Raw genomic sequence first — 25,689 nt, 5'->3', positions numbered from 1 at the left:
GCGGTGATCCGGGAGCAAGCGCTTTCTATTCGTCTTGTCCAGACCATTGCTAGGCCGTTGAGGCCCTGCTACACCAGCGGTTAGCAGATCCACGCAGATCCACGCCCCTGTCTCCGGGAGTCTCCTGTGCCCTCGCTGCCCCCTTGGTCCCGTCGTGCCTTCCTCGCCACCGCGGGCGCCGGCGCGCTCACGCTGACGTCTGTGCCGTTCGCGAACGCGGCCCCGTCCGCGCTGTCCGCCGCCGGGACGGCCGAGGCCGCGGGCACCGGCTCCGACGACGAGTTCGCGACGCTGCGCGGCCGCTGGCTGGAGCTGGCGCTCGGCACCGGCTACGACGCGACCGCCGAGCCGTACGCCTCCCAGCTCAAAGCGACCGGCCAACTCGCCGCGAAGTTCCGGGCATCGATGGCCCCGGCCGACAAGTCCCTCTGGGCGGACTACCCCTTCGACCCGCCGGCCGGTATCACCCAGAGCTACTCGCGGCTGTGGACGATGGCCCAGGGATACCTCCAGGACGGCACCGGGCTCACCGGAGACGCCGGCCTGCTCGCCGATGTGATCACCGGCATCGACCACCTCTCCGCGAAGATCTACAACCCCGCGACAACGGTCTACGGCAACTGGTGGGAGTGGCAGATCGGCAGCCCACGGCTGCTGATGGACCTGGTCGCCGCCCTCTACGAGCACCTGACCGACACCCAGATCCAGGCCGCCTGCGCGGCCGTCGACCACTTCATCCCGGACTCGGTGCTCGCCGACTACTCCGGCACGTCGACCGGCGCCAACCGGGTCGACCTCTGCCGCTCGGTCACCATGCGCGGGGTGAACGGCCGCTCCCCGGAGAAGATCGCGCTGGCCCGCGACGCTCTCTCGCCCGTCTTCCCGTACGTCACCAGGAGCGACGGGCTCTACCCCGACGGCTCGTTCCTCCAGCACACGTCGATCGCCTACTCGGGCACCTACGGCCAGGTCATGCTGGACGGCCTCGGCCGGCTCTTCACCCTGCTCGCGGGCTCCACCTGGGATGTCACCGACCCCAACCGGCAGATCATCCTGGACAGCGTCGAGCACGCCTACGCGCCCATCATCTACAACGGCCTGGCCATGGACAGCGTCAACGGGCGTGCGGTCAGCCGCGGTTACCTCGCCAACGACGACCAGCACGTGATGCGCAGCGACCACTTCCACGGGAAGGGGCTGATCGCCGCCATCGCGGTCATAGCGGGCGGTGCGTCCGATGCCGAGCGGCTGCGCTGGCAGGGGATGGTCAAGGGCTGGATCGAGCGGGACACCACGGCCCCGATCCTCACCTCGCCGCAGTTCGGCGTCGCCGACCTCTCCCGGCTGCACGCGGTCGCCGCCGCCCCGGTGGCGGCCGCCCCCGAACCGGTCGCCCACAACCTCTTCGCCTCCATGGACCGGGCGGTGCACCGCCGCCCCGGCTGGGCGGCGAACATCTCGATGTCCTCCGAGCGGATCTCGTACTACGAGTGCGGCAACGGCGAGAACCTGCACGGCTGGCACACCGGCGCCGGAATGCTCTACTGGTGGCCGGGCAAGCAGGCGAACGACCAGTACACCGACTGGTTCTGGCCGACCGTCGACCCGTACCGGATGCCGGGAACCACCGTGTCCACGAAGCGACTTGCTGACAAGGCGGGCGGTGAGTGGGGCGCCGCCAAGCCGGCGGTCCAGTGGGTGGGCGGGGCGAGCGACGGCGAGTTCGCGGCCGTCGGCCAGCATGTGAAGGGGCTGCTCTCCACCCTCCAGGCCCGCAAGTCCTGGTTCTGCGTCGGGGACACGGTGATCTGCCTGGGCGCGGGGATCACCGCCACCGACGGCGTCCCGGTCGAGACGGTGGTCGACAACCGCAACCTCGGAGCCGACGGCACGGGCGCGTTCACCCTGGACGGTGGCGGCCGGCCGCGCTGGGCCCACCTCGCGGGCCACGGCGGGTGGGTCTTCCCTGGCGGCACCGACGCGCTGCACACCCTGCGCGAGGCCCGCACCGGGGCCTGGCACGACATCAACACCACCAGCTCGACCGAGCGGCAGACCCGCACCTTCCAGACCCTCTGGCTCGACCACGGCACGGACCCGGTGGACGCCTCGTACGCGTATCTGCTGATGCCCGGCGCCTCCCCCCGCACGCTCGCGGCCCGCGCGGCCGACCGCGGCTGGCTGGAGGTACTGACCAATACGGCGGCACAGCAGGCGGTCGCCGTACGCTCGCTCGGGCTGACCGCGGTGAACTTCTGGCAGGCCGGTACGGTGGAGCGGCTCACCGCCTCCGCTCCGGCGAGTGTGCTGGTGCGGCGCAAGCGGGGCACCGCCACCCTGCACATCAGTGAGCCGCCCCGGACCGGAATGCCGGTGGAGATCGTCTGGAAGCAGCCGGTACGCAGGGTGACCAGCGCGGATTCCTCCGTTCAGGTGGTCTCGACCGGCGGCTCCCTGCGGCTGCGGATCGCCCCGGGCACATCGGGCGCGATGCACGCCTGCGAGGTCGTACTCGGCTGACCGGACACCGGAAGGCCCGGCCGCGCTCCCGTCCCGCCAGGGCAGCCCCCTCCCGAGACGCTTGTGGGGACTCCACAATCCAGGGTGGTGCTGGACTGGCACTTCGGCTGCGTCGCCGGGCTCTTCTGTCCAGGGCGGCCAGGAAACTGGTCCGGAGACTGTGCGAAGTGCACTGCGCGTTTTCTTGGCGCAGTTCGTAGGGTCGGGACATGACCGTTTTGGACGAGACCGCGGGCCGGAGCACCGACGCACGTGGACGGGTGGCGGAACTGCTGGCCCTGCGCGAGCAGGCCAGGAGCGGGCCCAGTGAGCGAGCGACCGAGGCCCAGCACGCGAAGGGCAAGCTGACCGCGCGCGAGCGCATCGAGCTTCTGGTGGACCCGGGCTCGTTCAAGGAGGTCGAGCAGCTGCGCCGCCACCGGGCGACCGGCTTCGGCCTGGAGGCCAAGAAGCCGTACACCGACGGTGTGATCACCGGGTGGGGCACGGTCGAGGGCCGGACGGTCTTCGTCTACGCGCACGACTTCCGGATCTTCGGCGGCGCGCTGGGCGAGGCCCACGCCACGAAGATCCACAAGATCATGGACATGGCCATCTCGGCGGGTGCCCCGCTGGTCTCGCTGAACGACGGCGCGGGCGCCCGTATCCAGGAGGGTGTCAGCGCTCTCGCCGGGTACGGCGGGATCTTCCAGCGCAACACGCGTGCTTCGGGTGTGATCCCGCAGATCAGTGTGATGCTCGGCCCGTGCGCGGGCGGCGCCGCCTACAGCCCCGCGCTCACGGACTTCGTGTTCATGGTGCGTGAGACGTCGCAGATGTTCATCACGGGCCCGGACGTGGTCCGCGCGGTGACGGGTGAGGAGATCACCCAGAACGGCCTCGGCGGCGCCGACGTGCACGCCGAGACCTCGGGCGTCGCGCACTTCGCGTACGACGACGAGGAGACCTGCATCGCGGAGGTCCGCTACCTCATCTCGATGCTGCCGTCGAACAACCGGGAGAACCCGCCCTCGCACCCCAGCGAGGACCCGGCGGACCGCCGCTCGGAGCGGCTGCTGGACCTCGTACCGGCGGACGGCAACCGCCCCTACGACATGCACCAGGTCATCGAGGAGCTCGTCGACGACGGCGACTTCCTGGAGATCCACGAGCGCTGGGCGCGGAACATCATCTGCGCGCTGGCCCGGATGGACGGCCAGGTCGTGGGCATCGTGGCGAACCAGCCGCAGGCTCTGGCGGGTGTCCTGGACATCGAGGCGTCCGAGAAGGCGGCCCGCTTCGTCCAGATGTGCGACGCGTTCAACATCCCGATCATCACCCTCCTGGACGTGCCCGGGTTCCTGCCCGGCGTGGACCAGGAGCACGGCGGGATCATCCGCCACGGCGCGAAGCTGCTGTACGCGTACTGCAACGCCACCGTCCCGCGGATCTCGCTGATCCTGCGCAAGGCGTACGGCGGCGCGTACATCGTCATGGACTCCCAGTCCATCGGCGCCGACCTCACCTACGCCTGGCCGACGAACGAGATCGCGGTGATGGGTGCCGAGGGCGCCGCCAACGTGATCTTCCGCAAGCAGATCGCCGAAGCCGAGGACCCCGAGGCCATGCGCGCCCGGATGGTCAAGGAGTACAAGGCCGAGCTGATGCACCCGTACTACGCGGCCGAGCGCGGTCTGGTGGACGACGTCATCGACCCGGCCGAGACCCGCGAGGTGCTCATCGCCTCGCTCGCGATGCTGCGTACGAAGCACGCCGACCTGCCCTCGCGCAAGCACGGCAACCCGCCGCAGTAATCCACAGCCACAAGCCACAGCACGTATGTCCCAGTAAGGGGAAAGACCTTGAGTACTCCCACCGCCGCCGCATCGCTGCTGCGCGTCGAGAAGGGCCACGCGGAGCCGGAGGAGCTGGCCGCGATCACCGCGATCCTGCTGGCCCGCGCCGGCAACCAGCCCGAGGCCCCGCTGCACACGCCCCGCACCACGGCCGGCTGGCGCCGCCTGGAGCGCACCCCGGGCTTCCGCGCCCCGCACTCCTGGCAGGGCTGAGCCCGCCGACAGCGGCCCGCCCGCACCGGACACAGCGAAAGGCGCCCGCATCCTCTCCGGAGGGTGCGGGCGCCTTTCGCTGTACGGCCTGGGCCCCGCTAACGCAGGCGGGCCATCAGTGCGTGCTCCACCAGCGTGATCAGCGCGCTCTTTGCGTCTGCGCGGTGTCGTGCGTCGGTGGTGAGGATGGGGGTGTCGGGGCCGATCTGGAGGGCTTCGCGTACTTCGTCGGGGGTGTAGGGCTGGTGTCCGTCGAAGCCGTTGAGGGCGATGACGAAGGGGAGGCCCGAGTTCTCGAAGTAGTCGACCGCGGGGAAGCAGTCGGCGAGACGGCGGGTGTCGACGAGTACGACGGCGCCGATGGCGCCGCGTACGAGGTCGTCCCACATGAACCAGAAGCGGTCCTGTCCTGGGGTGCCGAACAGGTAGAGGATCAGGTCCTGGTCGAGGGTGATGCGTCCGAAGTCCATGGCCACCGTGGTGGTGGTCTTGTCCCCGGTGTGTGTGAGGTCGTCGATGCCCGCGGACGCGGACGTCATGACTGCCTCGGTACGCAGCGGGTTGATCTCCGAGACGGCGCCGACGAACGTGGTCTTGCCCACGCCGAAGCCCCCTGCCACCACGATCTTCGCGGAGGTAGTGGAGCGGGCTGCACCGCCGCTAGAGCTTGCGAAGTCCACTGAGCACCCTTTCGAGCAGTGTCACGTCTGGCTGGCCGCCGACGGCATCGTCGCCGCCGGGCTGATGGATGGCGACAAGCCCGGCCTCCGCCAGATCGGCGACGAGGATCCGGGCGACGCCGAGAGGAATCGTAAGGAGTGCCGAGACCTCGGCAACAGACTTGATCTCGACACAGAGCCGGCAGATCCGCTGATGCTCGGGCAACTGCCCTTGCAGCTGCGACGGTTCTGCCGTGGTGCTGACCAGCGCCTCGATGGCGAGCTGGTAACGCGGCCGGGTCCGGCCGCCGGTCATGGCGTACGGGCGTACCAGGGGATTGCGGTCCTGAGCCGGAGCCGGATCGGGCTGCTGATGCGGCGTCCAGTGCGGCTGTACCGGCTGGATGCGCGGCGGCTGGTCGTACGGCGACGGGGGCTCCGGCTGCTGGTGCTGCCTGCCGTGTCTGCCCGGCGCGGAGGGAAGGTCGAAACGGTCCCGGTCGTACCCGCCCGGAACCCGCTGTTCACCGTAGTAAGGGTGACCGCCTGGGGGTGTTGCCACGTTTCCTCCTCCGACTGCCCGTCGCCTGTTCCTGTGGAGCGCGCCACCGCACCTTATGGCGCGGTGGCGAGAAACGCACTGTCTGTTTGCTAGTTGAGAAGACTGCCCTGCAGTTCGGCGCGGAGATCCGGGGTCAGGACACTGCCCGCACGGTCCACCAGAAGGGCCATCTCGTAACCCACCAGACCGATATCGGCCTCGGGGTGAGCGAGGACGGCCAGCGAGGAGCCGTCCGAGACGGACATGATGAAGAGGAAGCCGCGCTCCATCTCCACGACGGTCTGGTTGACATGACCGCCCTCGAAGATCCGGGACGCCCCCGCGGTGAGCGAGGTCAGCCCGGAAGCTACGGCCGCCAGCTGGTCGGCACGGTCACGCGGGAACCCCTCGGACATCGCCAGAAGGAGTCCGTCGGCGGAGACCACCACTGTGTGGGACACCCCGGGGGTGTTGTCCACGAAGTTGGTGATCAACCAGTTCAGGTTCTGCGCCGCCTGGCTCATCGGGCTCACACTAACGCTCCTGGTTGTAGGTGCTGTCAGGGCCGCCGTGGTGATCCCCGGTGGCCTGACTGTTCGTGTCACTACCTGCGTTGCGCCCCCGCAGGACCCCGCGGCGCAGGTTGCTCAACCTGCCCCCGACGTCCTCGGGCGCGCGGGAGACCTGGGGGCCGCCCTGCGGGGTCTGTTCGGCTTTGCCCTCGACCAGGTTGGCCTTGGGCACCCGCCGGGGGAGACCGGAGGGGGTGACCCCGCCCGCCTTCGGCTCGCGCAGCTTGTCCGCCCGCTGCCAGCGCTCGTCGTTCGACGAACGCCAGCCGTCGGGACGGCTGCTCTCCCCGCTGTCCTCCCCGTCGTTCTGCTCCTCAGGATTCCGCTGTCCGGCCTGGGGGCGACCGGAGTTCTGCTGACCGGGCCGGTGTGCTCCGGGGGCCGCCTTCGGGGCCTGCTGCTGACCGCCACGGCGGGGAAGGCCGGCGTCGGTCAGTTCGTGGGAGGTGCTCGGAGACGGTCCCGGACGGTCGAAGCCTACGCGTTCGGAAGCGGCTGCGGGAGCGCCCTGTGCAGATTCCGCCTCCGGCTGGTAAGCCGACCGAAAACCGTCCTGGTACGTGGCCTGACCAGCCCAGTCGCCCTGCTGGGACTGCGGCTCGAACGCGCTGTCGTACTGCGGCTGCCGGCCGTCGGACGCCGGGTGGCCGGATTCCGGATATGCCCCGTCCCGGTAGCCGTCCGGCGCCGTGTGGGCCGCGTAACCGTTCGGGTCGTACGGCGCCTGCTGTGCCTCCTGGCCGTACTGCGCGTAGCCGTTCCCGGGCTGCGTGTAGCCATTGCCGGGCTGCGGGTACTGCTGCCCCTGCCCGTACGGCTGCTCAGGCTCCGCCGCCTCGTCGCGGAACAGCGGCCTGCCGCCTCCGTCGTGGCCACCCTCCACTGCCGCCCGGCGTTCCTCACGCATCAGCGAGCGGTTGACCGGGTCAAGGCGGCGCGGTTCGCTGTCGCCGTAACGAGTGTCGTCGAAGCCGAGTTCGGCGGCCGTGCGCTGTGGAGCCTGCGGGAACGACTGCTGCTCGCGCGGCTGCTGCTCCGGGATGATCGAGGAGACGCTGAAGTCGTCCGCGGGCAGCTGCTCGCCGCCACCGCCGTGCGTGATGGCGTCCGGGAGCATGACGAGCGACGTGGTGCCCGCCTGCTCACCCGAGGGGCGCAGCTGCACGCGTACGCCGTGCCGGTCGGCGAGGCGACCGACCACGAACAGGCCCATGCGCTGCGAGATCGCCGCGTCCACGGTCGGCGGATTGGCCAGCTTGTGGTTGATGTCCGCGAAGTCCTCGGCGGTGAGGCCGATGCCCTTGTCGTGGATCTCGATCATCACCCGGCCGTCAGGCAGCCGGGTCGCCGTGACGCGCACCTTGGTCTGCGGCGAGGAGAACGTGGTGGCGTTCTCCAGCAGCTCGGCGAGCAGATGCACCAGGTCGGTGACGGACTGCCCGTGGATCTCGGTCTCGGGGACCCCGGTCAGCTCGATGCGCTCGTACGACTCCACCTCGGACGAGGCCGCCCTGAGCACATCGACCAGCGGGACCGGCTGGTTCCAGCGCCGCCCCGGCTCCTCGCCCGCCAGCACGAGCAGGTTCTCGCCGTTGCGGCGCATCCGGGTCGCGAGGTGGTCGAGCTTGAAGAGGCTCTCCAGCTGCTCAGGCTCGGCCTCGTTGTTCTCCAGGTCGGTGATCAGCGTCAGCTGGCCCTCGATGAGCGACTGGTTGCGGCGCGAGAGGTTGGTGAAGATCGCGTTGACGTTGCCCCGGAGCATGGCCTGCTCCGACGCGAGCCTGACCGCCTCGCGGTGCACCTGGTCGAAGGCGCGCGCCACCTCGCCGATCTCGTCCTGGGTGTGGATCGGAATGGGCTCGACCCGGGTGTCCACCCGGCCCGGCTCCGTGCGCGAGAGCTGGTCGACGAGCATCGGCAGCCGCTGCTCGGCGACCCCGAAGGCGGCGGTGCGCAGGCGCCGCATCGCCCGGCTCATCTGGCGGGCCATCATCCCGGCCAGGATGAAGGCGACCAGGAGGGCGACGAGGACGACCGCGCCGTTGGTGATGGCGTCGTTCTTCGCGTTGTGCGAGATCGTCGCCGCGTCGCCGACCGCGTTGTCGACCAGGTTCTTCTCGACCGTGCTGTAGCCGTTGAACCTGGTGCCGGCCACGATGGACCAGGACTCGGGGTCGATGCCCTTGGCCTTCAGCGCCGCGGGTGTCTGGCCCCTGCCGATCTCGGACGCGATGCCGTCGAACATCGACCCGCCCTTGGACGGCGGGTTCACATAGTGCTTCCCGGCACCCTTGGCCGCCTCCTTGTCGCGGGAGACATAGTTCTTGGCACTGGCGGCCTGAGCGGCCATCTCCGTCTTCAGCGCGGCGGCGTCCGCCTCGGTGCCGCCGGACACGTACTCCTGGAGCGCGATCTGCTCCAGGTAGTTGTACGAGTTGAAGGCGACGACCTGCGCCTGGAAGGTCGCGGGGTCCTGGCTCGGGCGCACCAGCAGATGCGTACCGATGGAGCGCTGAAGCGATTCTGCAGCCTGGGCCAGCTGGAGCGCGTAGACCGTGCGGCCGTAGCTGTTGATGTTGCTGGTGCCGAGGCCGAGTTCATTGGAGAACTCCATCAGCGAGTGCTGGACCTTGACGTAGCCCTCTTCGGTCTTCACCGGGTCCATCGCCGCGGTGTACGCGGTCTTGCGCAGCGTGGCGAGGGTGGGCTCCTCGTCGCGGAAGAGCTTGAGGCGGCGCTGGAGGTCCTTGGTCTTCGGCAGGTTCTTCACCGCGGCGTCGAAGGACTTGGCGGCCGCGTCGGTGCGGCTGTAGGCGCGCTTGACGTTGAAGTCAATACGGTGGTTGGAGAGCAACGGCTCAGCGCTGTTGTCACGCTCTTCCAGCAGCGCCTCGCCGTACGCCGAAGCGGCCCGTACGACGAGAGCGACCTGCTCGGCGTCCCGCGCGCTGTTCCAGGTGGTGATCGAGCTCTTGACCTGGAACCCGCCCATGACGAGGCCGACGATCACCGGGATCAGCAGAATCGCGTTGAGCTTGGTGGGCACACGCCAGTTGCGCGGCGCCAGCCGGCTGCCGCTCGCGCCGGTGTCACTGCCCCCGGCGGCGGAGCCGGACCGGGCGCCAGGAGACGTCGCCGACTGCGGCGGCGGCGTGAAGTTCCCCCGCGCCTGCTCCGCCGCGGAGCTCTTCGTGCTTCGCCTCACTCGACCAACAACCTCTCGGCGCCGGCACCAACGCTGTGCCGTCCATCATTCAGAGCCGTACTCGGACCGGCCGTCGGACGGTGGTCCTACTCAGGAGTTCGCCGAATTCCAGCACGTCGGGCGGCGTGGCTCCAAACAGCTGGAACCCGCCGCACCGAGTGGCGTATGCCTCAGATAAAACGGTCAAAAAGAGCGAGCGGCGCCAAAAGCAGAGGCGGGCGTGAGCGGAGCGGCACCATCTGGATGCAACGGGTGTCCGCGGTCGATGAATTCTCTGTCGAAACGTTATGAACATGGGGGCGGATCGTGTCAAAGACCACAGTCCGCCCCAGGTCGGCTACGACAACTGCCGTAGAAGGACGACTACTTGAGACGTGCCATCAGTGCGTGCTCGACGAGTGTGATGAGTCCGCTCTTTGCGTCTGCGCGGTGTCGTGCGTCGGTGGTGAGGATGGGGGTGTCGGGGCCGATCTGGAGGGCTTCGCGTACTTCGTCGGGGGTGTAGGGCTGGTGTCCGTCGAAGCCGTTGAGGGCGATGACGAAGGGGAGGCCCGAGTTCTCGAAGTAGTCGACCGCGGGGAAGCAGTCCGAAAGGCGGCGGGTGTCGACGAGTACGACGGCGCCGATGGCGCCGCGTACGAGGTCGTCCCACATGAACCAGAAGCGGTCCTGTCCTGGGGTGCCGAACAGGTAGAGGATCAGGTCCTGGTCGAGGGTGATGCGTCCGAAGTCCATGGCCACCGTGGTGGTGGTCTTGTCCCCGGTGTGTGTGAGGTCGTCGATGCCCGCGGACGCGGACGTCATGACTGCCTCGGTACGCAGCGGGTTGATCTCCGAGACGGCGCCGACGAACGTGGTCTTGCCCACGCCGAAGCCCCCCGCCACCACGATCTTCGCCGAGGTGGTCGATCTGGCCGCCCCGCCGCTAGAGCTTGCGAAGTCCACTGAGCACCCTTTCGAGCAGTGTCACGTCCGGCGTGCCGCCGGCCTCTCCGTTGCCCGGCTGGTGGATGGCCACCATGCCGGCCTCCGCCAGGTCGGCCACGAGGATCCGCGCCACACCCAGGGGCATCGAGAGCAGTGCCGACACCTCGGCCACCGACTTGACCTCACGGCACAGATGGCAGATCCGCTGGTGTTCGGGGAGCAGGCCCGCGAGGTGCACCGGGTCGGCCGTGGTGCTGACCAGCGCCTCGATGGCGAGCTGGTAGCGGGGCCGGGTCCGGCCGCCGGTCATGGCGTACGGACGTACCAGTGGCTGGTCGCCCTCACTGTCGTACGACGCGTCGTGCAGCACGCCGTACGGATCGTGAGAGGCGGGGGGCGGGGTCATGGATCCTCCGGGCGTGACAGCGAAGAGACGGAATGCCGTCTGACTGGGCCGGTGGGGGGCGGGATGCGGCCGGACGGTAGGTGATGAACGTACGGGCAGAACCTGTGGGGAGGCGTCTCTAGTGGAGCAGGCTCCCCTGGAGTTCGGCGCGCAGGTCCGGGGTGAGGACGCTGCCCGCACGGTCGACGAGCAGGGCCATCTCGTACCCGACCAGGCCGATGTCGCAGTCCGGGTGGGAGAGCACGGCGAGCGATGAGCCGTCCGAGACCGACATGAGGAAGAGGAAGCCGCGCTCCATCTCCACCACGGTCTGGGCGACTTCGCCGCCTTCGAAGATCCGGGAGGCGCCCGCCGTGAGCGAGGTCAGCCCGGACGCCACGGCCGCCAGCTGGTCGGCACGGTCACGCGGAAAGCCTTCGGACATGGCCAGCAGAAGTCCGTCGGCGGAGACCACCACTGTGTGGGACACCCCGGGGGTGTTGTCCACGAAGTTCGTGATCAACCAGTTCAGATTCTGCGCCGCCTGGCTCATCGGACTCAACTAGTGCTCCTGCTGGTGAGAGGGGCCGGTTCCGGCCTGGCGACCCTGTTGGATTCCGCGCCGGAGATTGGTCAGCCGGCCGCGTACGTCGTCGGGCGCACGCGAAACCTGCGGACCGGCCTGGTGGGCCTGCTGCTGTGCGGTGCCGGGCACCAGATTGGCACGCGGTACGCGTCGGGGCAGACCGGATGTGGTGACACCACCGGCAGCGGGCTTCTTCGCCCGCTCGGCCTGCCGTACGAGTTCATCGTTGGGCGATGCCCGCCAGTTGCTGCCTGGGGCAGTCTGGGCCATGGGGTCGCGGGGCGGCGCCGCGGGAGCGGCCTGCTCGGGCTGCTGGGGAGCGGCCGGTCCCTGCGGCTGTGCGGTCCTCGCGGACTGCGCGCCGTGGAACCAGTTGGTCTCCAGGGTGTCGTAGAGCGGGGTACGTCCGTCCCCGGGGCCGGCGGCCGGCGGCAGTGCGTCGTACTGCGGCTGCGCGGGCAGGCTCTGCGGCGCAGGCGGTCGCGGCGCACCGAAGTCGGCCTCGGTGCGGTCACGCTGCTGCGGGGCGCCGCCGGGACCCTGCGAAGGGGCGGGCGGGCGCGGGGAGTCGAAACCGCCGAAGTCCGACAGCCCGGCTCGCGGGAACTGCGCCGTGGACGCGGGGTCCTGCGACTGCTGCGGGTCCTGGTACGGGAGGTCCTGCTGGAACAGCTCGTCCTGGGGCCGGCCCTGCTGGAACCGGCCATCCTGCTGCTGGGCCTGCGGTATCTGCGGCACCTGGGGTATCTGCGGGCGCCGCTGCGGGCCGCGCACGTCCGGGCGCTCGAAGACGTCGGCACGCTCGAACCGGCCGGTGCTCCCCGGGGGCGGGCCGTCGAAGTCCGGGCGCTGGAACTCGGCGGTGGAGCCGGGGCCCTGGCGATCGGCGGAGAGCCGGTCGCTGCCGAACAGGTCGTCCGCCGGGGCGCGCTCGCCGGACTGGCGCCGCGGACGCAGCGGCTGGCGGTACTGGGCGCCGGAGTTGCCGGTGCCGGCCGCGCCGGAGTCGCTCGTACCCGGACCGAACGCGTCGGGGAACGCGCCGGTGTCCGGCTCCTCGTGGCCGCGCGGCATGTCCTGGGCCGCCCGCTGCGGCAGTTCATTGCCCCAGCTGGTGGTCTGCGGACGCTGCGGCGGCTGCGGGCCCTGCGGCTGCTGCGACTGCGGGCCGCGGGTCTGCGGACCGCCGGGGTTGCCGCCGGGCAGCTCCGCGCGCGGGCCACCGGTCGGCGGCAGCTGCTGCTGACGGTCGGCCGGGGGCTGGAACATGCTGTCCCCGGGCTGCTGCTGACGGTCGGCCGGGGGCTGGAACATGCTGTCCCCGGGCTGCTGCGGGCGCTGCGGTCCGTTGCCGCCGCGTCCCGGGGCGTCGCCCTGACCACCCTGGCCGCCGCGACCGCCCTGGGCGGCCCTGCGCGGCATGGGCGCCCCGGCGCCGAAGGCGTTGACCGCCGGAGCGGGTGCGGAGCCGCCCTGCGGCTGCCCCTGCTGCTGCGGGCCGCCGGGCTGGATGGAACGGTCACCGTCGCGGGCGGGCAGCGCTGCGCGCGGACCCGTACCCGAGACCTGACCGCGCGGGGCACCGGCACCGATACCGGCACCAGCGGGGGCACCAGCGCCGGCACCTGCGCGGCCCGGGGCGCCCGCGCCCTGCTGCGACTGCCCCAGCTGCTGCTGCGGCGGCTGCTGGCCACCGGGCACACCCGGCTTGGCCGGAGCCTTCTTGCCACCCTGCGCGACATCGACGGGCAGCATGACCAGTGCGGTCGTACCGCCGGAGTCGGAGGGGCGGAGCTGGATGCGGATGCCGTGGCGCAGCGAAAGGCGGCCGACCACGAACAGACCCATGCGGCGGGAGACCGAGACATCCACGGTGGGCGGCGACGCGAGCCGCTCGTTGATCGCGGCGAGGTCCTCGGGGGAGAGGCCGATACCGGTGTCGTGGATCTCGACGAGCACCCGTCCGTCGGGCAGCGCGTGACCGGTCACGCGGACCTTCGTCTGCGGCGAGGAGAACGATGTGGCGTTCTCCAGCAGCTCGGCGAGCAGGTGGACGAGGTCGTTGACGACGCGTCCCGCGACCTCGGTCGCAGGGACCGCCGCCAGCTCGATGCGTTCGTACTGCTCCACCTCGGACGCGGCGGCGCGGAGCACGTCGACCAGCGGCACGGGGCGGGTCCACCGGCGGCCGGGCTCCTCGCCCGCGAGGACCAGGAGGTTCTCACCGTTCCGGCGCATACGGGTCGCGAGGTGGTCGAGCTTGAAGAGCGAGGACAGCTGGTCCGGGTCGGCCTCGCGGGACTCCAGTTCGGAGATGAGCGAGAGCTGGCGCTGGATGAGGCCCTGGCTGCGGCGCGAGAGGTTGGTGAACATCGCGTTGACGTTGCCCCGCAGCATGGCCTGCTCGGAGGCGAGCCGGACGGCCTCGCGGTGCACGTCGTCGAAGGCCGTCGCGACCTTTCCGATCTCGTCCCGGCTGTGCACGCCGACGGACTCCACGGAGGTGTCGACGTCCTGCGGGTCGGTCTCGGAGAGCTGCTTGACCAGCTCGGGGAGGCGCTCACTCGCGACCTTGGTCGCGGTGTCCTGGAGCCGCCGCAGCGAGCGGATCATGGACCGGGCCACGACGAAGGCGCCGACCAGCGAGACACCCAGCACGAGCACGATGAGCGCGGCATTGATGATCGCCTCGCGCTCGGCGTCGTTGCGCAGCTCGCGGGCCTTCTGCTCCATCTCGCCGAGCAGCGTGGCCTCGATGGTCTTCATCGCCGTGATGCGGTTGCTGTCCGCGTCGTACCAGTCCTTGTACGAACGCGGGGTCTGGCTCTCCAGACCGCCCTTGTTCTCCAGCACGTGCTTCGCGTACAGGCTGGCGGCGGTGATCTCCGGGTTACCGGTGTCCAGCGGGGCGGTCAGAGCCGCCGCGTTGCCCGCGTAGACCAGCTTGAAGGACTTGAGCTCGTCCTCCTCGCTCTGCATGGCGGACTTGGCGAAGAGCCGGTCGCTCTCCTCCAGCTGGCCGTGGCCCTTGTTGCTCGTCGGCAGTGCGGCGGCGATGACCGCTCGCTGGATCGACGCGTACTCCTTGGCGGACGAGAAGGCCGCCAGGGCGCGGGTCCGCTTGATCATCTCCGGGTTGGCGGTCGCCTGGGCCATGTCCTGGGAGAGGCCGAGCAGCGAGTCGATCAGCTCGCTGTACTCGTTGACCGTCTGCGACGTGGTGGCGCTGCCCTGGTACGCGTCGGCGCGGATGGCCTTGAGCCGGGTCAGCTTGGTGGCGATACCCCGGAGGCTGCCGCGGATCGACTCGATCGAACTGTCGCGGTTCGCCTTGTCGAAGTCCGCGGTGCCCTTGAGGAAGGCCTGGTCGGCGAGGTCGGTGCGCTTGCGGGGCTCTTCGACGTTGAAGTCGTCGGCCTTCGCGCCGTGCGACAGCGGACCCGCGGACCTGTCGCGCTCCTCCTGGAGCGCGGCGGCCAGTTCGGTCGCCTGCTTGGTCATCTGGGTGAGCAGCTGCATGTGGTCCAGCTGCTGCATGTTGTCGAGCGAGTCGTTGATGCGCAGTCCGCCCAGGGTGGTCGCGGCGACCACGGGCAGCGCGAGCAGGGAGACGAGTCTGGTGCTGATGCGCCAGTTGCGCAGAGCTATTCGCGAGCCCGCGCCGGTCTGGCCCTTGGTCTTCGGCGCGGCCGGAGCCGACGGCCGGGCCGACGTACTGGACTCACCGCCGCTTGCCGGGGTCTGGCTGTGTCCACGGGGGGCCTGGGCGTGCTGGGCCGAGGAGCCGCGGTCGGATCCGCCGCGAGGCTCCTGTTCAGCCTCGGCTTCCCCTTGACCCTGGCGGGCCTGGGGAGAGCCCGTGCCATCCCTCTTGAAACGTCCCTGCACTAGCGTCGCAACCTCTGGACCAGGCGTTCCCCCGCACAGGCGGCGGAACGGTGTCGAGTCGTGGGGCGCGGCGCGCCCCATGGTGGTCGTCAGTGACCGGCGTGTTCTCCCCCTTCACCGCCGCCACTCGGCGCTGCGTCGCGCCCTTCGTGCGCCGGCCTGCCTGTGTTTTCACAAAGACTGCGCGGCAGTGCGTGGAATTCCAGCACAGCGACGGATCTCCAACAAGGCCCGTGTGCCGCGTTGTGAGCTTATTGACACGGTGTGAGCGGTGCATCACCAGGGGTAGAAATTCATCCCGGATGAATCGGACTTTTGTTTACGTACTGCTTACGGGGCAGGGGTGTCCCAGTCGCGATGATCAGGGGCGGAATGAACGGTTCACGTAGGTAATGTCCGCTTGTTGAGGGGTAGTTGACTGCCCGCAATGCCCTAAATATCCCTCAACTCGTGAGCAAACTCACACCTAGATCGTTGTCCTGTCCACGCTTCCGCGGGGAATCAGATGTTTAGCCTGACGCTTTACAGGGATGGCGAATCCGACAACCGGCGCCCCGGCGCCGCCCGAACCGACAGGGCCTCACAAGCAGATGAAGACGACGACGTTGTTCCGCAACACTGCCAACCCCCGCCGCACGACGCTCGCCCACCTCACGGACGCCGAGCAGCTGCAGCGCCCCGAGCAGCCGGAGCACGCCACCACCCTGCCGGCCGCGACGGCCAACCCGCGCCGCACGATCCTGATGGAAGCACCCGCCCAGACGCAGGTCACCCCCGCCGAGTAACGCGCGGTAATCGCACGGCAGCCCCTCGCCACCCGCGTTAGCCTGAAGCGTCAGAACTCCAGCCAGCCAGTAAGTGAGGGGCGCCAGCACTCGTGCGCATCGCCAGATTCTCCATCGACGGCAATGTCGCCTTCGGCGTGGTCGAGGGCGAGGGCTCCCATCCCTCGGGCGACCTCGTCCTCGACATCATCAAGGGCATCCCGTACTCCGACTTCGAGCTCTCCGGTGTCAAGGTCCCGCTGAGCAAGGTCCGGCTGCTGCCCCCCGTGCTCCCCAACAAGGTCGTGGCCTTCGGCCGCAACTACGCGGAACACGCGGCAGAGCTCGGCAACGCGGTCCCGGACGCGCCGTTCGCCTTCTTCAAGCCCACCACATCGGTGATCGGCTCGGGCGACGCCATCGAGTACCCCTCCTTCTCCAGCGAACTGCACCACGAGGCCGAACTGGCCGTCGTGATCGGCCGGATGTGCCGCGAGGTCCCGCACGACCGCGTCAAGGACGTCGTCTTCGGCTACACCTGCGCCAACGACGTCACCGCCCGTGACGTCCAGAAGCGCGAGAAGCAGTGGGCCAGGGCCAAGGGCTTCGACACCTCCTGCCCGCTCGGCCCGTGGGTGGAGACCGACCTCGACCCGTCCGACCTGACCATCCAGGCCACGGTCAACGGCGACCAGCGACAGCTCGGCCGCACCAGCGAGATGATCCACTCCATCGCGGATCTGATCGTGAACATCTCCGACGCCATGACGCTGCTCCCCGGAGACGTCATCCTGACCGGCACCCCGGCCGGCGTCGGACCGCTCAACGTCGGCGACGAGGTCGCCGTCTCCATTGAAGGCATCGGCACTCTCACCAACAAGGTGATCAAGCGTGGCTAACGCGACACACCCCCTCAGGCTCTCGGCTTCGCTCGACGGGCAGGGGGTGCCCCCCCGCGTACGTTTCTGTCCCTCCCCGACCGGCAACCCGCACGTGGGACTGGTCCGCACCGCCCTGTTCAACTGGGCCTTCGCCCGGCACACCGGCGGTTCCATCGTCTTCCGCATCGAGGACACCGACGCGGCCCGCGACTCCGAGGAGTCGTACAACCAGCTGCTCGACTCGCTGCGCTGGCTCGGCCTGGACTGGGACGAAGGGCCCGACGAGAAGGGCGGCCCGCACGCGCCGTACCGCCAGTCGCAGCGGATGGACATCTACGCGGACATCGCGAAGAGGCTCCAGGACGCGGGTCACGCGTACAACTGCTACTGCACCACCGCCGAGCTCGACGAGCGCCGCGACGCCGCCCGCAAGGCCGGCCGTCCCTCGGGGTACGACGGCCACTGCCGTGACCTCAGCGCGGAGCAGATCGAGGAGTACCGGGCGGAGGGCCGCACCTCCATCGTCCGCTTCCGGATGCCCGACGAGACGATCACCTTCAACGACCTGGTACGCGGCGAGCTCACCTTCTCCCCGGAGAACGTCCCGGACTACGGCATCGTCCGGGCCAACGGCGCGCCGCTGTACACGCTCGTCAACCCGGTCGACGACGCGCTGATGGAGATCACGCACGTACTGCGCGGCGAGGACCTGCTCTCCTCGACCCCGCGCCAGATCGCGCTGTACAAGGCGCTGATCGACATCGGCGCCGCCAAGGAGATCCCGCTCTTCGGACACCTTCCCTACGTGATGGGGGAGGGCAACAAGAAGCTCTCCAAGCGCGACCCGGAGGCGTCCCTCAACCTCTACCGCGAGCGGGGCTTCCTCCCCGAGGGGCTGCTCAACTACCTGTCCCTGCTGGGCTGGTCGTTCTCGGCGGACCAGGACATCTTCTCGGTCGCCGACCTGGTCGAGAAGTTCGACATCGCGGACGTGAACAGCAACCCGGCCCGCTTCGACCTGAAGAAGGCCGAGGCGGTCAACGCCGACCACATCCGGCTGCTGGACGTACGGGACTTCACCGAGGCCTGCACCCCGTGGCTGCGCGCCCCGCACGCCAACTGGCCGGAGGAGAACTTCGACCAGGCCGCCTGGGAGGCGATCGCCCCGTACGCGCAGACCCGCCTCACGGTCCTCTCGGACATCACCGCCAACGTCGACTTCCTCTTCCTGGACCAGCCGGTCGAGGACGAGGCGTCGTGGGTGAAGGCGATGAAGGGCGACCCGGTGGCCCTGCTCACGACGGCCCGCGCCAGGCTCGCCGACGCCGACTGGACCAGCCCCGATGCGCTCAAGGCGGCCGTCCTGGCGGCCGGCGAGGAGCACGGCCTGAAGCTCGGCAAGGCCCAGGCCCCGGTCCGTGTCGCGGTCACCGGCCGCACGGTCGGCCTGCCGCTCTTCGAGTCCCTGCAGATCCTGGGCAAGGAGCGCTCACTCCAGCGCATCGACGCGGCACTGGCGAAGCTGGCCGCCTAAGCTGAGTACATGCCCATACGTGCGGTCCTCTGGGACATCGACGACACGATCTTCGACTACACCACCGCGGACCGCACCGGGCTGCTGGAGCATCTGAAGACCGAGGGCCTGCCCGACGAATACACCTCCGTCGAGCAGGCCCTCGGCCGTTGGCGGGAGATCACCGAGCTGCACTGGGCGAGGTTCGCCGAGGGGGAGACCGACTGGGAGGGCCAGCGCCGCGAGCGGGTCCGGTCCTTCACCGGTACGGAACTGAGCGACCAGGAGGCCGACGCCTGGTTCGCCCGGCACCTGGCGCACTACGAGGCGGCCTGGTCGCTCTTCCCGGACGCCGTGCCGACGCTCGACGCCCTCGCGGCCGACTACCGGCACGGCCTCCTCTCGAACTCGGCCGCCCACAACCAGGACCGCAAGTTGCGCACCATGGGCGTTCGGCACCGGTTCGAGGTGCTCGTCTGCGCGGCCGATCTGGGGGTGGCCAAACCCGCGCCCGGCGCCTTCCACGCCGCCTGCGACGCCCTGCGGCTCGCCCCCGGGGAGGTCCTGTACGTGGGAGATCATCCGGACATCGACGCCGCCGGGGCGCTGGCGGCCGGACTGAGGGCGGTCTGGCTGGACCGGGCGGACCTCGGCGGCCGGCCCGAGCTGGAGCGGATCACCGCGCTGGGGCAGCTTCCCGGGCTGCTGCGGGGCGATACCCGTTTTGGAGCGCCGTCCACCTTCGGGTAATGTTCTTCTTGCGCCGCCCGAGTGGGCCGGAAGGCCGGAGCGGACAGCGCGAGATGAAAACAAGACCCCCAAGGGTTGCGTTTCATTGGGCTATGGTGTAATTGGCAACACAACGGTTTCTGGTACCGTCATTCTAGGTTCGAGTCCTGGTAGCCCAGCGCAAGATCAGCAGTAACCACCTTGCAGTACAAGCCCCCGTTGTGTAGCGGCCTAGCACGCTGCCCTCTCACGGCAGTAGCGCCGGTTCGAATCCGGTCGGGGGTACAGATCCTTCCCGTGAGTTGCTCAGGGTCGCACCCGGTCAACTTGATGCAGGATCGCTAGGGCCCCCGTTGTGTAGCGGCCTAGCACGCTGCCCTCTCACGGCAGTAGCGCCGGTTCGAATCCGGTCGGGGGTACTCCACCATGGGCTATGGTGTAATTGGCAACACAACGGTTTCTGGTACCGTCATTCTAGGTTCGAGTCCTGGTAGCCCAGCGCAAGATCAGCAGTAACCACCTTGCAGTACAAGCCCCCGTTGTGTAGCGGCCTAGCACGCTGCCCTCTCACGGCAGTAGCGCCGGTTCGAATCCGGTCGGGGGTACAGGAGCAGGAAAGGCCCTTCACTTCGGTGAAGGGCCTTTGCTCATAGCCCGGTTGCGCGGGTCGCACGGCCCGGCTGTCTGGCCGGACTGGCGGCCGGATGCCCGAACTCCCGCCGGTTCAGAGCCCGTAGCGCCGCGCGACTCCTCCTCCTGCGCCGGCCTGGGCGGCGAAGTCAGCACCGGCTCGTCCAGCACGGTGGCCACGACGGCCGTCTCCACCTGCTCTTGCTCGGAGGGGTACGTCTCCATCAAGTCCAGGCCCTGGACGGCCACTTGATACATCAGCTGGGCTGCCGGTCTTCCTGGCGATGCCGCGCATGCTCAGGGAGTTGGGCAGGAACAAGGATCGCGGACTCCTCGGCCACACGCTGCTGACCGGCTCACCGCGGACGTACTACGTCGTGCAGTACTGGGAGTCGAAGGAGAAGCTGCTCGCGTACGCGGCCGCCCCCGACATGTTCCACCGCACCGCGTGGACCATGGTCAACCGCAGGGAGCGGAAGTCCCGGCAGCACGTGGGGCTGTGGCACGAGACGTACATCGTGCCGGAGGGGTCGCACGAGTCCATCTACGCCGATATGCCGGCCTTCGGGCTGGCGGCGGCGACCGGTGTGCTCCCGGTCGAGCGGCGGGGCCGCGCGGCGGCGGACCGTCTCGCGCACCGCGCCGGCGCCGGCTCACGGCCCGAGGCGGGCTGAACGGACCGGACCTTGGCTGCGATGCGCCGGGCCGCCACGACGCTGGGGCTGCCGGTGTGGGAGCGACTGGGCGGAGTGACTGAGCGGAGCGGTCACGGAGCCCTGCGTGAGCGGCCCCCGCGTCAGCTGGAGCGGCGCAGGGCCTCGGAGAGCCGTCCGGCGGCGTCGATGACCGCCTGGGCGTGCATCCGGCCCGGGTGGCGGGTGAGCCGTTCGATCGGGCCCGACACCGAGACGGCGGCGACCACCCGGTTCGAGGGGCCGCGCACCGGGGCGGAGACCGAGGCCACGCCCGGTTCGCGCTCGCCGATCGACTGGGCCCAGCCCCTGCGCCGTACGCCGGAGAGCGCGGTCGCCGTGAACCGGGCGCCCTGGAGTCCGCGGTGGAGCCGCTCGGGCTCCTCCCAGCCCATCAGGATCTGCGCCGACGAACCGGCCTTCATGGTGAGCGTCGAGCCGACCGGGACGGTGTCCCGCAGCCCGGAGAGCCGCTCGGCCGCCGCCACGCAGATCCGCATGTCGCCCTGCCGCCGGTAGAGCTGGGCGCTCTCGCCCGTGACATCGCGCAGATGCGTCAGTACGGGGCCCGCCGTTGCGAGCAGGCGGTCCTCGCCCGCCGCCGCTGCCAGCTCCGAGAGCCGTGGGCCGAGAATGAACCGGCCCTGCATGTCCCTCGCCACCAGCCGGTGGTGTTCCAGGGCCACGGCAAGCCGGTGTGCCGTGGGTCGTGCCAGCCCTGTTGCCGCGACCAGCCCGGCGAGGGTGGCCGGGCCGGACTCCAGAGCACTCAATACCAGAGCTGCCTTGTCGAGAACGCCGACGCCGCTAGAGTTGTCCATGCAACGATACTCGCGTCTCACTCTGTGAAACGCAAGTTCAATTTTCCAGGGAACTTGCCAACCTGTAGGGGCGGCCGTACAACGGCTCGCAGTTGCCGCCCGGTACGGGGGTCCGGACGGGGCGCCCGATTTCTAGTTGGGCCGGCGAAGACGCCGGCCGGAGGGAAAGCGATGGGTAGGACACTCGCGGAGAAGGTCTGGGACGACCATGTCGTCAGGCGCGCCGAAGGCGAGCCCGACCTTCTCTTCATCGATCTGCACCTGCTGCACGAGGTGACCAGCCCGCAGGCGTTCGACGGTCTGCGCCAGAACGGCCGGCCGGTGCGGCGACTCGACCTCACCATCGCCACCGAGGACCACAACACCCCGACCCTCGACATCGACAAGCCGATCGCGGACCCGGTCTCCCGTGTCCAGCTGGAGACGCTGCGCAAGAACTGCGCGGAGTTCGGCGTACGGCTGCACCCGCTGGGCGACGTCGAGCAGGGTGTCGTCCATGTCGTGGGACCGCAGCTGGGCCTGACCCAGCCGGGCACCACCGTGGTCTGCGGTGACAGCCACACCTCCACGCACGGCGCCTTCGGCGCGCTGGCGTTCGGCATCGGCACCTCCCAGGTCGAGCATGTGCTGGCGACCCAGACGCTGCCGATGGCCCGTCCCATGACCATGGCCATCACCGTGGAGGGCGAACTGCCCGACGCGGTCACGGCCAAGGACCTGATCCTGGCGATCATCGCCAAGATCGGCACCGGCGGCGGACAGGGCTACATCCTGGAGTACCGCGGCTCCGCCATCGAGAAGCTCTCGATGGAAGCCCGGATGACCATCTGCAACATGTCGATCGAGGCGGGCGCGCGGGCCGGCATGATCGCCCCCGACCAGACCACCTTCGACTACCTCAAGGGCCGCGACCACGCCCCGCAGGGTGCGGAGTGGGACGCCGCGGTCGAGTACTGGAAGACCCTGCGCACCGACGACGACGCGGTATTCGACGCCGAGGTGTTCATCGACGGTGCCGAGCTGGCCCCGTTCGTCACCTGGGGCACCAACCCCGGCCAGGGCGCACCGCTTTCCGCCAGCGTCCCCGACCCGGCGACGTACGAAGACGCGTCGGAGCGTCTGGCCGCCGAAAAGGCCCTGGAATACATGGGGTTGACCGCGGGCCAGCCGCTGCGCGACATCAAGGTCGACACGGTCTTCGTGGGTTCCTGCACCAACGGCCGCATCGAGGACCTGCGCAGCGCGGCAGCCCTGCTGCAGGGCCGCAGCGTCGCCGACGGTGTGCGGATGCTGGTCGTCCCCGGCTCGGTACGGGTCGCCCTGCAGGCCGTGGAGGAGGGTCTGGACAAGGTCTTCACCGCCGCCGGCGCCGAATGGCGGCATGCGGGCTGCTCGATGTGCCTGGGTATGAACCCCGACCAGCTCGCGCCCGGTGAGCGCTGCGCCTCCACCTCCAACCGCAACTTCGAGGGCAGGCAGGGCAAGGGCGGCCGTACCCACCTGGTCTCCCCGCAGGTGGCCGCTGCCACCGCGGTGCTGGGTCATCTGGCCTCGCCCGCCGACCTGTCCGACGCCCCGACTCTCGTGGAGGCCTGATTTCCATGGAAGCTTTCACCAAGCACACCGGCCGGGTCGTCCCGCTGCGCCGCAGCAACGTCGACACCGACCAGATCATCCCGGCCCACTGGCTGAAGAAGGTCACCCGCGACGGTTTCGAGGACGGGCTCTTCGAGGCATGGCGCAAGGACCCCGAGTTCGTGCTCAACCGCCCGGAGCGCGCCGGTGCCTCGGTGCTGGTGGCGGGTCCCGACTTCGGTACGGGCTCCTCCCGCGAACACGCGGTGTGGGCCCTGCAGAACTTCGGCTTCAAGGCCGTCATTTCGTCCCGGTTCGCCGACATCTTCCGTGGGAACTCGCTGAAGAACGGCCTGCTGACCGTGGTTCTCGACCAGAAGGTCGTGGATGCCATCTGGAAGCTGACGGAGGCCGACCCGGCCGCCGAAGTCACCGTCGACCTGGAGGCCCGTCAGGTCCTCGCGGAGGGCATCGCCGCCGACTTCGAGCTGGACGAGAACGCCCGCTGGCGGCTGCTGAACGGCCTGGACGACATCAGCCTCACCCTTCAGAACGAAGCGGACATCACGGCCTATGAGGCGGCCCGACCCGCCTTCAAGCCCCGCACAATTGAGGTCTGAGCAGCACGTTTTCAGGACTGCGCCCCTTGCCGACCGGCAGGGGGCGCAGTCGCTTGTTGAGCCCCCGCCGGGCGACAACTCGCCCCAGATGGCACAATCGGCGCATGGAACGCGACAACCAACTCAAGCTTTACGCGGAAGTCGCCGAACAAATGAAAGAAGCGCACGCAAGGGTGCGTGAACTGCAAGTCCCGGAGGGCGTACGGATGGCGCTGTCCCGGAAGCTGTTGGTCATCACGGCCGCGGCGAAGCACGATCTCACCGATGCAGCAACGCGGCTGGACCGGTTGATGAAGGACCTCGACGAGGGTCGATTCCCCGATGGCAACTCCCTTGGTGGATCTCCGTGACGGTTGAGTTCGTTGCGGCACAAGGGTGATTAGACCGTTTCGTGTTTGATTTGCGGTATATATCTGCCTAACGTGCGAAAAAGCCTGGACAGTTTCGTTCAGGCAATGTCTCCGAAGGGGAAGACGTGAACAAGGCGCAGCTCGTAGAGGCCATCGCCGACAAGGTCGGTGGCCGCCAGCAGGCCGCAGACGCTGTCGATGCCGTACTGGACGCGATCGTCCGCGCAGTTGTCGGCGGCGACCGTGTGTCGGTCACCGGCTTCGGCTCGTTCGAGAAGGTCGACAGGCCTGCCCGGTACGCCCGCAACCCGCAGACGGGGGAGCGAGTACGGGTCAAGAAGACCTCGGTGCCGCGCTTCCGTGCGGGCCAGGGCTTCAAGGACCTCGTCAGCGGCTCGAAGAAACTCCCGAAGAACGACGTGGCTGTGAAGAAGGCGCCCAAGGGCAGCCTCTCGGGCGGTGCTTCCACCCGTACGACGGTCAAGAAGGCGGCCGCGAAGAAGGCCACCACTGCCAAGAAGGCGGCCGCGAAGAAGGCCACGACCGCCAAGAAGACGGTGGCGGCCAAGAAGGCCACCGCGGCGAAGAAGGCCACCACCGGCAAGAAGACGGCCGCGAAGAAGACGGCCCCGGCCCAGAAGACCACTGCCAAGAAGGCGACCGCGAAGAAGACGGCGCCGGCGAAGAAGGCCGCGGCGAAGAAGGCCCCGGCCAAGAAGGCCACGGCGCGCAAGACCACCGCCAAGAAGGCCACCGCCAGGAAGAAGTAAGCGGCAGAGCCACACGCGTCGGGCCGGACTCCCCCTGGGGAGTCCGGCCCGCGGTGCGTTGTGGGCCTCAGACCGCGGGCGTCAGAGCGTCACCAGCGTCACCAGCGTGATCCGCGGGGCTTCGCCGGCGGCGCCGTTGTCCGCCGTCTCGATCCGTACCCGCTGCCCGGGCCGCAGCAGCCGCAGACCGCCCGCGTCGAAGGCCGCAGCACCGAAATCCACCGGGGTGCCGTCGTCGAGCAGCACACTGCCGCTGCGGGTCTCGGAGTCGTACGTGTACGCGGTCGCCTGCATGAGCGCAGCTTACGGCGTCCGGTGACGGCCTTCCCGGCCGCGGACGGGCCCCGGCCCCCCGGCGACCGCCGCGTACCTGCGGGCCGTGTACTGGCCGAGCCCCAGGGCCACCGCGGCCAGCAGATCGTCGCCGGTGTCCACGTCCTGGCGCACCGATGCCACGCCGTCGAGCAGTATTTCCACCGCCCCCGACGCGGAATGCCGCGCCCGTGACAGCCCGCCGAATGCCGGGCTCAATTCAGTTTCCGCCCGCGCGGTCAGCAACGTCGTGCCGATTCCGGCGGCATCCGTCAGAAATGCACGGGGGAATTCAGTCGCCCGGTCGAGCACCCGTCGCAATTCCGCCGGGCGCAGTGCGGGAAGGTCGGCGTTGAGTGCGGCAACGGCGGCTCCGGGGCGCAGCTCGCGGACGGAACGCGCACCGAGCGCCAGTGCGGGGTTCAGTCCCGCCGCTGCCCTGTCCGGCACAATCCGGGCACCCAGTGAGGCGAGTTCGGCGGCGGCCAGCGCGTCGTTGGTGACGACGGCCACATCCCGCACGGCGGAACAGGCCAGCGCCGCCGCCACGGTGTCCTGCGCGAAGGCCAGGGCGAGCCCCGGACGCACCGCGTCGGACGCCGTCGGTGAGAGTCTGCTCTTCGCCAGCGACAAGGGCTTCAGGGGTACGACCAGGGACCAGTTGGGGGTCCGATCCGTGTTCGGCATCGGCCCCATTGTGG

22 protein-coding genes, 5 tRNA genes and 1 pseudogene are annotated in these 25,689 nt (G+C 69.5%); 17 read left to right on the top strand and 11 right to left on the bottom strand.

Annotation, left to right across the window (positions count from 1 at the left end; all coding sequences use genetic code 11):
- The first annotated feature begins 126 nt into the window (after nucleotides 1-126).
- From OG452_RS08750 to OG452_RS08740, 3 genes are all read left to right on the top strand, one after another.
- Nucleotides 127-2,520 carry a polysaccharide lyase 8 family protein gene (locus OG452_RS08750; RefSeq protein WP_442809981.1) on the top strand — a complete coding sequence of 798 codons (2,394 nt, stop codon included), beginning with the start codon at nucleotides 127-129 and terminating at the stop codon, nucleotides 2,518-2,520.
- A gap of 209 nt (nucleotides 2,521-2,729) precedes the next feature.
- Nucleotides 2,730-4,313, top strand: coding sequence for an acyl-CoA carboxylase subunit beta (locus OG452_RS08745; protein WP_327295039.1), 1,584 nt, complete (start codon nucleotides 2,730-2,732; stop codon nucleotides 4,311-4,313).
- Nucleotides 4,314-4,361: 48 nt separating this feature from the next.
- Nucleotides 4,362-4,568, top strand: coding sequence for an acyl-CoA carboxylase subunit epsilon (locus OG452_RS08740; protein WP_327295038.1), 207 nt, complete (start codon nucleotides 4,362-4,364; stop codon nucleotides 4,566-4,568).
- Between the two features lie 98 nt (nucleotides 4,569-4,666).
- Here OG452_RS08740 and OG452_RS08735 read toward each other — a convergent pair whose 3' ends face one another.
- The 8 genes from OG452_RS08735 to OG452_RS08700 all read right to left on the bottom strand — a co-directional run bounded on the left by OG452_RS08735 (nucleotide 4,667) and on the right by OG452_RS08700 (nucleotide 15,331).
- Complete coding sequence (locus tag OG452_RS08735; protein WP_014048542.1) at nucleotides 4,667-5,248, bottom strand: GTP-binding protein; 582 nt, start codon at nucleotides 5,246-5,248, stop codon at nucleotides 4,667-4,669.
- Nucleotides 5,229-5,789, bottom strand: coding sequence for a DUF742 domain-containing protein (locus OG452_RS08730; RefSeq protein ID WP_327295037.1), 561 nt, complete (start codon nucleotides 5,787-5,789; stop codon nucleotides 5,229-5,231). Before OG452_RS08730 ends, OG452_RS08735 begins: the two co-directional genes overlap by 20 nt.
- Before the next feature lie 89 nt (nucleotides 5,790-5,878).
- Nucleotides 5,879-6,292 carry a roadblock/LC7 domain-containing protein gene (locus OG452_RS08725; RefSeq protein WP_164260062.1) on the bottom strand — a complete coding sequence of 138 codons (414 nt, stop codon included), beginning with the start codon at nucleotides 6,290-6,292 and terminating at the stop codon, nucleotides 5,879-5,881.
- A gap of 10 nt (nucleotides 6,293-6,302) precedes the next feature.
- On the bottom strand, nucleotides 6,303-9,545 hold the full coding sequence (locus OG452_RS08720) for a sensor histidine kinase (RefSeq protein ID WP_327295036.1): 3,243 nt from the start codon (nucleotides 9,543-9,545) through the stop codon (nucleotides 6,303-6,305).
- A 363-nt stretch (nucleotides 9,546-9,908) separates the two neighbouring features.
- Entirely contained in the window at nucleotides 9,909-10,490 is a 582-nt protein-coding gene (locus OG452_RS08715) for a GTP-binding protein (protein ID WP_164259978.1), read from the bottom strand.
- Entirely contained in the window at nucleotides 10,471-10,878 is a 408-nt protein-coding gene (locus tag OG452_RS08710; protein WP_164259976.1) for a DUF742 domain-containing protein, read from the bottom strand. The genes OG452_RS08715 and OG452_RS08710 overlap by 20 nt, the downstream gene beginning before the upstream one ends.
- Nucleotides 10,879-10,996: 118 nt before the next feature.
- Nucleotides 10,997-11,410 (bottom strand): roadblock/LC7 domain-containing protein, encoded by a 414-nt coding sequence (locus OG452_RS08705; RefSeq protein WP_164260060.1) that lies wholly within the window; start codon nucleotides 11,408-11,410, stop codon nucleotides 10,997-10,999.
- Between the two features lie 9 nt (nucleotides 11,411-11,419).
- Nucleotides 11,420-15,331: a sensor histidine kinase gene (locus tag OG452_RS08700; protein ID WP_327295035.1), complete on the bottom strand. Its 3,912-nt coding sequence runs from the start codon at nucleotides 15,329-15,331 to the stop codon at nucleotides 11,420-11,422.
- 590 nt (nucleotides 15,332-15,921) lie between these two features.
- Here OG452_RS08700 and OG452_RS08695 point away from each other — a divergent pair.
- The 10 genes and pseudogenes from OG452_RS08695 to OG452_RS08650 form a co-directional block, all read left to right on the top strand.
- Nucleotides 15,922-16,116, top strand: a complete 195-nt coding sequence (locus OG452_RS08695) for a hypothetical protein (protein WP_327299559.1) — start codon at nucleotides 15,922-15,924, stop codon at nucleotides 16,114-16,116.
- Nucleotides 16,117-16,208: 92 nt separating this feature from the next.
- On the top strand, nucleotides 16,209-16,994 hold the full coding sequence (locus OG452_RS08690; RefSeq protein WP_327295034.1) for a fumarylacetoacetate hydrolase family protein: 786 nt from the start codon (nucleotides 16,209-16,211) through the stop codon (nucleotides 16,992-16,994).
- Nucleotides 16,987-18,510, top strand: coding sequence for a glutamate--tRNA ligase (gene gltX, locus OG452_RS08685; protein WP_405563340.1), 1,524 nt, complete (start codon nucleotides 16,987-16,989; stop codon nucleotides 18,508-18,510). Before OG452_RS08690 ends, gltX begins: the two co-directional genes overlap by 8 nt.
- A 9-nt stretch (nucleotides 18,511-18,519) precedes the next feature.
- Entirely contained in the window at nucleotides 18,520-19,239 is a 720-nt protein-coding gene (locus tag OG452_RS08680; protein WP_327295033.1) for an HAD family hydrolase, read from the top strand.
- An 86-nt stretch (nucleotides 19,240-19,325) separates the two neighbouring features.
- Nucleotides 19,326-19,397 (top strand) — tRNA-Gln (locus OG452_RS08675).
- A 33-nt stretch (nucleotides 19,398-19,430) separates the two neighbouring features.
- A tRNA-Glu gene (locus tag OG452_RS08670) sits at nucleotides 19,431-19,503 on the top strand.
- Between the two features lie 61 nt (nucleotides 19,504-19,564).
- Nucleotides 19,565-19,637, top strand: a tRNA-Glu gene (locus OG452_RS08665).
- Nucleotides 19,638-19,645: 8 nt separating this feature from the next.
- Nucleotides 19,646-19,717 (top strand) — tRNA-Gln (locus tag OG452_RS08660).
- A 33-nt stretch (nucleotides 19,718-19,750) separates the two neighbouring features.
- Nucleotides 19,751-19,823, top strand: a tRNA-Glu gene (locus OG452_RS08655).
- A gap of 291 nt (nucleotides 19,824-20,114) precedes the next feature.
- Nucleotides 20,115-20,522 (top strand): annotated as a pseudogene (locus OG452_RS08650) (DUF4188 domain-containing protein); the annotation flags it as partial.
- Between the two features lie 122 nt (nucleotides 20,523-20,644).
- On the opposite strand, the gene ndgR reads toward OG452_RS08650, so the two are convergent.
- Nucleotides 20,645-21,361: an IclR family transcriptional regulator NdgR gene (ndgR, locus tag OG452_RS08645; protein ID WP_327295032.1), complete on the bottom strand. Its 717-nt coding sequence runs from the start codon at nucleotides 21,359-21,361 to the stop codon at nucleotides 20,645-20,647.
- Between the two features lie 171 nt (nucleotides 21,362-21,532).
- Between ndgR and leuC the strand changes: the two genes are divergently transcribed.
- From leuC to OG452_RS08625, 4 genes are all read left to right on the top strand, one after another.
- The gene (leuC, locus tag OG452_RS08640; RefSeq protein WP_327295031.1) at nucleotides 21,533-22,957 is read left to right on the top strand and encodes a 3-isopropylmalate dehydratase large subunit; all 1,425 of its coding nucleotides are present in this window, start codon (nucleotides 21,533-21,535) and stop codon (nucleotides 22,955-22,957) included.
- Between the two features lie 5 nt (nucleotides 22,958-22,962).
- Nucleotides 22,963-23,556, top strand: a complete 594-nt coding sequence (gene leuD, locus OG452_RS08635; protein ID WP_327295030.1) for a 3-isopropylmalate dehydratase small subunit — start codon at nucleotides 22,963-22,965, stop codon at nucleotides 23,554-23,556.
- Between the two features lie 104 nt (nucleotides 23,557-23,660).
- A complete protein-coding gene (locus OG452_RS08630; protein WP_266852593.1) occupies nucleotides 23,661-23,906 on the top strand; it encodes a hypothetical protein in 246 nt (81 codons plus the stop codon).
- A gap of 125 nt (nucleotides 23,907-24,031) precedes the next feature.
- Complete coding sequence (locus tag OG452_RS08625; protein ID WP_327295029.1) at nucleotides 24,032-24,676, top strand: HU family DNA-binding protein; 645 nt, start codon at nucleotides 24,032-24,034, stop codon at nucleotides 24,674-24,676.
- Nucleotides 24,677-24,757: 81 nt separating this feature from the next.
- On the opposite strand, the gene OG452_RS08620 is transcribed toward OG452_RS08625, so the two are convergent.
- Entirely contained in the window at nucleotides 24,758-24,970 is a 213-nt protein-coding gene (locus OG452_RS08620) for a hypothetical protein (protein WP_327295028.1), read from the bottom strand.
- Between the two features lie 9 nt (nucleotides 24,971-24,979).
- Complete coding sequence (gene cofC, locus OG452_RS08615; protein WP_327295027.1) at nucleotides 24,980-25,675, bottom strand: 2-phospho-L-lactate guanylyltransferase; 696 nt, start codon at nucleotides 25,673-25,675, stop codon at nucleotides 24,980-24,982.
- Between the last annotated feature and the right edge of the window lie 14 nt (nucleotides 25,676-25,689).

It is taken from the genome of Streptomyces sp. NBC_01197, assembly GCF_036010505.1.
Taxonomy (GTDB): Bacteria; Actinomycetota; Actinomycetes; order Streptomycetales; family Streptomycetaceae; genus Streptomyces.
This window is presented reverse-complemented; position numbering and strand designations above follow the sequence as displayed.